At 69.8% G+C, this 6399-nt stretch carries 8 protein-coding genes and 3 pseudogenes; 3 read left to right on the top strand and 8 right to left on the bottom strand.

The features are described from left to right. The 4 genes from AB0442_RS41455 to AB0442_RS41440 form a co-directional block, all read right to left on the bottom strand. The coding region (locus tag AB0442_RS41455) for a helix-turn-helix domain-containing protein (RefSeq protein WP_366168699.1) at positions 1-525 on the bottom strand (525 nt) is incomplete at its 3' end. A 317-nt stretch (positions 526-842) separates the two neighbouring features. After that, positions 843-992 carry a hypothetical protein gene (locus AB0442_RS41450; RefSeq protein ID WP_366168698.1) on the bottom strand — a complete coding sequence of 50 codons (150 nt, stop codon included), beginning with the start codon at positions 990-992 and terminating at the stop codon, positions 843-845. Between the two features lie 11 nt (positions 993-1003). Next, positions 1004-1759: a serine/threonine protein kinase gene (locus AB0442_RS41445; RefSeq protein ID WP_366168697.1), complete on the bottom strand. Its 756-nt coding sequence runs from the start codon at positions 1757-1759 to the stop codon at positions 1004-1006. 149 nt (positions 1760-1908) lie between these two features. Further along, entirely contained in the window at positions 1909-2703 is a 795-nt protein-coding gene (locus AB0442_RS41440; RefSeq protein ID WP_366168696.1) for a VOC family protein, read from the bottom strand. 304 nt (positions 2704-3007) lie between these two features. Between AB0442_RS41440 and AB0442_RS41435 the strand changes: the two genes are divergently transcribed. Then, on the top strand, positions 3008-3556 hold the full coding sequence (locus AB0442_RS41435; protein WP_366168695.1) for a GNAT family N-acetyltransferase: 549 nt from the start codon (positions 3008-3010) through the stop codon (positions 3554-3556). Positions 3557-3682: 126 nt separating this feature from the next. Here AB0442_RS41435 and AB0442_RS41430 read toward each other — a convergent pair. Then, positions 3683-3817 (bottom strand): annotated as a pseudogene (locus tag AB0442_RS41430) (DUF6204 family protein); the annotation flags it as partial. 41 nt (positions 3818-3858) lie between these two features. Between AB0442_RS41430 and AB0442_RS41425 the strand changes: the two are divergent. Then, positions 3859-4077, top strand: a complete 219-nt coding sequence (locus AB0442_RS41425) for a hypothetical protein (protein WP_366168694.1) — start codon at positions 3859-3861, stop codon at positions 4075-4077. A 15-nt stretch (positions 4078-4092) separates the two neighbouring features. On the opposite strand, the pseudogene AB0442_RS41420 reads toward AB0442_RS41425, so the two are convergent. The 3 genes and pseudogenes from AB0442_RS41420 to AB0442_RS41410 all read right to left on the bottom strand — a co-directional run. Then, positions 4093-4716: pseudogene (locus AB0442_RS41420) on the bottom strand (IS5 family transposase); the annotation flags it as partial. Positions 4717-4797: 81 nt separating this feature from the next. Continuing rightward, positions 4798-4935, bottom strand: a complete 138-nt coding sequence (locus AB0442_RS41415) for a hypothetical protein (RefSeq protein ID WP_366168693.1) — start codon at positions 4933-4935, stop codon at positions 4798-4800. A gap of 10 nt (positions 4936-4945) precedes the next feature. Beyond that, a pseudogene (locus tag AB0442_RS41410) lies at positions 4946-5173 on the bottom strand (transposase); the annotation flags it as partial. 263 nt (positions 5174-5436) lie between these two features. Between AB0442_RS41410 and AB0442_RS41405 the strand changes: the two are divergent. Further along, positions 5437-6276 (top strand): IS5 family transposase, encoded by an 840-nt coding sequence (locus tag AB0442_RS41405; RefSeq protein ID WP_366168692.1) that lies wholly within the window; start codon positions 5437-5439, stop codon positions 6274-6276. The last annotated feature ends 123 nt before the right edge of the window (positions 6277-6399 follow it).

Genomic DNA, 6399 nt, shown 5'->3' with positions numbered 1-6399 from the left:
AAGCGTGTGGGCCTGGGAGCGGAGGAAGGTGCGCCAGGACTGCCGGGAGGCGCGCGGTGGAGCGGGTGGCAGGCCGGAGCGACGCAGGATGCGACGGATGGTGGCAGCGGCGACCCGGTGGCCGAGCCGTCGCAGCTCGCCCTGGATCCTGCCGTACCCCCAGGCCGGATTCTGCGTGGCGAGGCGCCAAATGAGCGCGACGATCTCTTCGGGCAGCGGTGGCCGGCCGGACCTGCCCGGTGGCTGGCGCCCCTTCCAACGCACCAGCCGTCGGTGCCAGCCCAGCAGCGTGCCCGGGGTGACCAGCCGGTGCCGGCGCAGGGCGGACGGCAGATGGCGTGCGAGAGCGCAGAGCACCGCGCGGTCGGCCCAGGACATCTGCGGCCGCCCGATCTGTCGGCGCAGCACGGCGACCTCATGGCGCAGGGCGAGGATCTCGGCCCTGTCGGCAGCGGAGGAGCGTCCCAGGAGTGTCAGCCAGCCCAGCAGCCGGCAGAAGATCAAGTACAGCAGTCGCAGACCCACGCCCAGTGATCATGCCCGGAACCCGACCGCCCGGAAAGCCGCTGGTCAGACGATGTACGGCAGTAAAGACACCCTTCAGGGCATCCGTGGCGTCGTGGTCGACACGTAGGGTGCGGGCATGACTGTGCCTGACCTGGTTCCTATTCGGCATGAGCCGGACTACCGAACGTCTACCATCGGGCAGTGGGACGGAGACCAGTTCTTCGCCCACGTCAGCGGTGTTTTCGTAGGCCGGGACGCTAATGGCCGGGTAGTGCGACGGTGGTACTCCGTGTTGCACGAGTTCGACGCCGAGGGCCAACACCTGGACTCGCGCTTCAGGTCAGCGCGGCGGGCGCGCCGTCGGCGACACCCTCCGCCGCGTGGACACTGCCCCAGCCCCCGCCGCCGAGCGGCCCGGTGATCCGGTACCCGGCCACCCGGTAGCCGGACGGGACTTGGAGCGGGGCCGGGGAGCGGTCGTTCATGCGGTGCTCTCTCAGCAGCGGCGTCGGTGCGGCGGCAGCAGGGCGAGATGGTCCTCGCGCACCAGGTCGAAGCGCAGGGCCAGCGAGACCAGTTCCTCGCGTTTGCGCAGTGTGCCGTCGGACGGCTCGTCGTCCGGCCGCAACCGCAGCTTGGTCGTGGCGAGGTAGTCGATGTGGTAGTTCACCGCCGACCTGGTGAGGCCCGCACAGGACGGCAGCCCGCGCAGCCGTTCGAGGACGTCGCCGACGCCCGGGACGGCCGCCGTCGAGGCCCCGCGCAACCGGGGTTCGCAGAGCGCGACCAGCACGAGGAAGTACTTGGCGGTCGCGTCCAGCGCGAACGGACTGACGGTGTGCTCACCCTGGTGCGGGCCCGACTCGGCCCCCAGGTAGGCGTGTTGCGGGGCGAACACCTTGAAGTCGCAGACCGCCCTGACCGACGGCAGGACGACCCGGGAGAACTCGAACGGCACCGGCGCGCCGAGCCGCCCCGGCGCCACCTTCACGTGCTCCCCCGCCCCTTCGAGGTTCTCCACCACGTACGTCGCCGAGCGGCTGAAGTTGGACAGCCGCCAGTAGTCCTCGGCGGCGACGATCTCCCCGGCCCGACGCGACACACCCTGGTCGGCCAGCGCGATCGCCACCGGCCGGCCCGGGGCGCCCCGCCCGAAGTCCGCACTGTCACCGGGCCCCATGTGCAGCAGACCGGGCGGCCCCGCCGCCGGAGCGCCGCTCTGCTCCGGCAACTGCACGATCACCGTCTCCATCCGCCACCCTCCGGCCACGTCTCGCTACCCAGTGTGACAGATCGAGGCTCGTCCGCGCACGAAACACCGCGTGCGGCGCGCACCGGCGGGTGGCCGGTCCCGAGCCCGGTCGAACTGTCCGCGACGGTGAGCCCGTACGGACTCCCGCCCTACCGCGCAGGCAGGTTCACCGCCCAGACGCTGAACGCGGCACCCTGCGGGTCCCGGAGCGCCGCCAGCGGCCCGACCGGGGTCTCGATCGGCCCGTGCACGACGGATCCGCCGAGCGACTCCGCACGAGCGGTGGTCTCCTCGACGTCGGTCACCGCGAAGTAGACGATCCAGCGGGCCACCGCGCCCTCGCGGGGGAGCGGGATGACTCCGCCGACCATGTCCTCGCCGGCCACCAGTCCGGTGAACGGCGAGCCCCCGAGGTCCACGACCCGTACGGTGAGCCCGAACACCTCCCGGTGGAAGGCCAGGGCCGCGTCCCGGTCACCCGTCATGAGCTCGCTCCAGGTGTAGGCCCCGGCCTCGTTGATCACGATCCCCTCGGCGCCCTCCCCCCTCGCGCAGAGCCCGACGACCGCACCGGTCGGATCCACCGCGAGGGCCGTCCGCTCCTCCCCCACGCCGTCGCCGGGCGGCATCAGCAGCGAACCGCCCGCCGCCTCGACCTTGGCGGCGGCGGCCTCGATGTCGTCCACGGCGAGGTACGTCCACCAGGCCGGGGACGCGCCGCCCGCCTCGACGATCCCGGCGACCACCCCGCCGTGGTGCACGGCGATCGTGTGGCCCGGGGCTTCCGGAGTCACCGAGTCCTTGAACTCCAGTTCCTTGAAGTCTCGATCCTTGAACTCCCAGCCGAACAGGCCGCCGTAGAAGGCCATCGCGGCCTCCCGGTCGGTGGTCCGGAGGTCGATCCGGCTGGGGGTGCCTTCGCGGCATGAGGTTCGTCGCGGCATGACGGTCAGCTCTCCTGTTCCGGGCAGCGCGAACAGCGCGGCCGGCCGTGCCGGTCGCGCTGTCGCGGAGTCTTCGGGGCCGAACGCATCCGCCCCCTGAACGACGGAGCGTTCAGGGGGCGGATGCGTTCCATGTGCGGTACCCGTCCAGCCTAGCGCGGCACGGACATGACCGTCCATCAGGACCGGAGAGACCTCCCGGTCGCCGACGATCAATCGGATTGATCACCGTCCGGCGCTCGTGCTACCACTGGCCACGTCAGAAACGATGATGATCACGGATCGAGGAGGAGGGGGCGTCGTCATGGTGCTCGGAGACCTGGTGGGACTGCGGCCGATGGACGTCTCGGACGCCGAGGCACTGTGGCGGTGGAACCACGACCCCGAGGTGATGCGCTGGATGGACGACGGCTACGCCCAACCCCTCGCCCACGTCGAGAAGTGGCTCGCCGAGCGTCCCGCCAACACGTACGCCGACCTGCTGCTCGGCATCGAGGTCCGGAGCGACGGCAGGCTCATCGGCCTGGTCCGCCTGCACGACGCCGAGCCGGAGACCGCGTGCGCCGACCTCGACATCTACCTCGGCGAGAAGGAGTACTGGGGCCAGGGCTACGCCACCGACGCCATGCGCACGGTCTGCCGCTACGGCTTCGAGAAGATGCGGCTGCACAAGATCCGGCTCACCGTGGTCACCGAGAACCACGCCGCCCACCGGGTCTACCGGAAGGTGGGCTTCGTCGACGAGGGCCGCTTGCGCCAGGTCTTCCGCCGCGACGGCCAGTGGTACGACAAGTTCATCATGGGCCTCCTGGAAGGAGAGCTCCGCCAGGCCCGTCCGATGAAGGACCAGTAGCTCTTCGCCCGGTCCGGCCGCGCGGGCGGATTGAGCCGTGCTCGGCAGGCGAGCGGAACACCCTGGACGAGGTGGATCCACCCGGAGCCGAGCGCACGCACCTCACCGACCCGAGGCGGCTCCCGGTCAGCCGGCCGCCGCGCGGGCCCGGCGCTGACGCTTGCCGAGCGCGGCCTGCGAGAGGTCCTCGACCTGGCACTTGAGGTTCTTGTAGCCGTATCCGCGCTCGTCAAGCCAGAGTTCGGCCGCCGTCTGCGCACGCATCCGGAACGGTCGCCGACGGGCCGGGGAAGGTGCCGGTGGTGGAAGCCGCACAGCAGCTTATGGACTCGCTGCCGGGCCGGCGGTTCGCCGACATCGCGATTGCCCCGTTCGCCGTGGAGGTCGACGGCACACTGTTCGGCCTGGTCCGTGAGTGCCATGGGGAGTATCCCGACGGGGAGGAACAGGACGACTGGGCCGAGTTCTACCCGAACCAGCTTGGATTCAGCGTGCCGTGGGACGGCTTGTACGACACATGAGGAGTGTGAGGGCCGTCAGCCGGCGATGCGTGAGAGCGGTCGCGGGCCTCGTCGGGTTGCCGGGCGGCCTCGGGTGAGCCGGCGGACCATGATGCCGATCATCGCCCAGCGGATCATGGTCTCGGAGTGTGCTGGGCTGGTCTCGTAGTCCCGGGCGAGGCGCCGGTGGGCGGTGAGCCAGGAAAAGGTTCGCTCCACCGCCCACCGCTTGGGCTGGACTTGGAAGCCGCGCTGGTCAGGGTCTTTGCGGATGATCTCCAGGTCGCGGCCGAGGATCTGGGCGGTCCATTCGACCAGCCGGCCGGCGAAGCCCTGATCGGCCCAGACCTTCTTGACGCCGGGGTGGTCGAGGCGGGTCCACAGCAGCGGCCGCTTCGCGCCGTCGCGGTCCTGCATGCTCGCCGCGACAACGTGGACGGCCAGGAGTAGGCCGAGGGTGTCGGTGACGATGAACCGCTTGCGACCTTTCACCTTCTTGCCCGCATCGAAGCCCCTGGTGGCGGCGGGGACGGTGTCGGCGGTGCGGACGGACTGCGAGTCGATCAGGCCGGCGCTCGGCTCCGCGTCGCGGCCGTCGGCTTCACGGACCTGGCCGCGCAGGGCGTCGTGGATTCGCTCGACGGTGCCGTCGTCGTGCCACCAGGTGAGTGAAGTAGGCCGCCGACGAGGTGCCCGTGGTGCGGGTCCTTTTCCGACGGCCCCCTTCCCGAACGGTGCGGGCTAGTTTCCCAGCACACCGCTCTCCAGTGGTCGTTTTCGGGTGGAAGAGGTGGCCCGGCCTGCGTGGATGTCCTGGTGACAGGGCTGGCAGACCACGAGGGTCTTGCGGCGCCGCATCGCCATGAGCGTGATCCACACCGGCGTTTCAGGGCGGGAAGTCCTTCGGCAGCTGCCGCCACGCGCACCCGGTCCGCACCACGTAGAAGATCGCGTCCACGATCCGCCGTCGCGGATGCTTCTCCCGCCGACCGCCCTTCGGACCCACTCGCGCCGGCGGAAGCAACGGCTCCACCAGCGCCCACTGCTCGTCCGTCAGGTCCGACGGATACCCACCCCCAACGCCGTTCACAGAGAGCTCAACGAACCCTTCAGCCACGGGACACGGCAGATCTCAAACACGGTCTGACTGGGCGTTTTACCCATGAAAGAGCCAGTTGATCCCGGTTTCCAGACCGCGTGGCCAGCTCTCCTGCGGCAACTCCTGAGGCCCTTTGTGACAGAAGTGCCGCCTGCGTACGAATGTCCGTCGGAACTGTGCGCATCGTCCTGTCTCATCCCAGGAAGCCGGGCTGGAGCACGATTGTCCTCTGAGTTCCGCAGCCTCTGGGCGGCAGCGGGATTCCGCAGTATGCCGTCGTCATGACGGATCGTCGACGGTATCCGAGTGACCTGTCCGATGCCCGCTGGGCCCTGGTCGAACCCACGCTGACCGCCTGGCGCCAGGAGCGCACTGCACGTGCCCTGGCGTTCGGCCGCCCACCCGAGCACGAGCTGCGCGACCTGCTGGACGCGATCCTCTACGTGGACCGCACCGGCATCCCCTGGCGCTACCTCCCGCACGACTACCCGCCCTGGGAAACCGTCTACGCCTACTTCGCCCGCTGGCAGAAGGAGGGAGTGTTCGAGCAGCCAGGCGGCCTTCTACGGCGCCTGGTCCGCACCGCCGAAGGCCGCGATCCCAAGCCGACGGCGTGCATCATCGACTCGCAGAGCATCAAGACCTCCACCAACGTCCCTGCCGTCGACCAGGGCGTCGATGTCGGGAAGCAGATCGTCGGAAGGAAACGCAACATCGTCACCGACACGATCGGTCTGCTGCTCGTGGTGCTGGTCACCGCCGCGAGCGTCCAGGACAACGCCGCCGGCCGGCAGCTGCTGACCGCGGTCGCGGCCGAGCACCCCACGATCCGCAAGGCCTGGGCCGACATGGGCTACAAGAACGCCGTCGTGGAACACGGCGCCACCCTGGGCATCGACCTCGAGATCGTCCGCCGCGACCCTGCCACCAGGGGATTCGTCGTCCAACCCCGCCGCTGGATCGTCGAGCGCACCTTCGGTTGGCTCATGCTCCACCGGCGCCTCGCCCGCGACTACGAGGCCCTCCCGGCCCGCTCGGAAGCCATGGTCCACGTCGCGATGATCGGGCTCATGACCCGCCGCCTCACCGGCGAATCCACCCCAACCTGGCGCGGAACCTGACGTCCAAAGTCAGGGACGAAACGCCCAGTGAGTGGGCATTTTGATGGCGATCATCCGGTATCTCACTTTCGCCCCTGCCATGATCTGTACCAGTCTGCGTCGAAGGTGAAGTATGCCCCCACG

Source organism: Kitasatospora sp. NPDC085895, from assembly GCF_040702125.1.
In the GTDB taxonomy this organism is placed as follows: domain Bacteria; phylum Actinomycetota; class Actinomycetes; order Streptomycetales; family Streptomycetaceae; genus Kitasatospora; species Kitasatospora arboriphila.
This window is presented reverse-complemented; position numbering and strand designations above follow the sequence as displayed.

Bases quoted from the DNA above. Each gene is read 5' to 3' on its own strand.
- AB0442_RS41440 (WP_366168696.1), bottom strand. From the start codon at position 2,703: ATGCCGCGACGAACCTCATGCCGCGAAGGCACCCCCAGCCGGATCGAC.
- AB0442_RS41435 (WP_366168695.1), top strand. From the start codon at position 3,008: ATGGTGCTCGGAGACCTGGTGGGACTGCGGCCGATGGACGTCTCGGAC.
- AB0442_RS41405 (WP_366168692.1), top strand. From the start codon at position 5,437: ATGACGGATCGTCGACGGTATCCGAGTGACCTGTCCGATGCCCGCTGG.
- AB0442_RS41450 (WP_366168698.1), bottom strand. From the start codon at position 992: ATGAACGACCGCTCCCCGGCCCCGCTCCAAGTCCCGTCCGGCTACCGG.
- AB0442_RS41445 (WP_366168697.1), bottom strand. From the start codon at position 1,759: ATGGAGACGGTGATCGTGCAGTTGCCGGAGCAGAGCGGCGCTCCGGCG.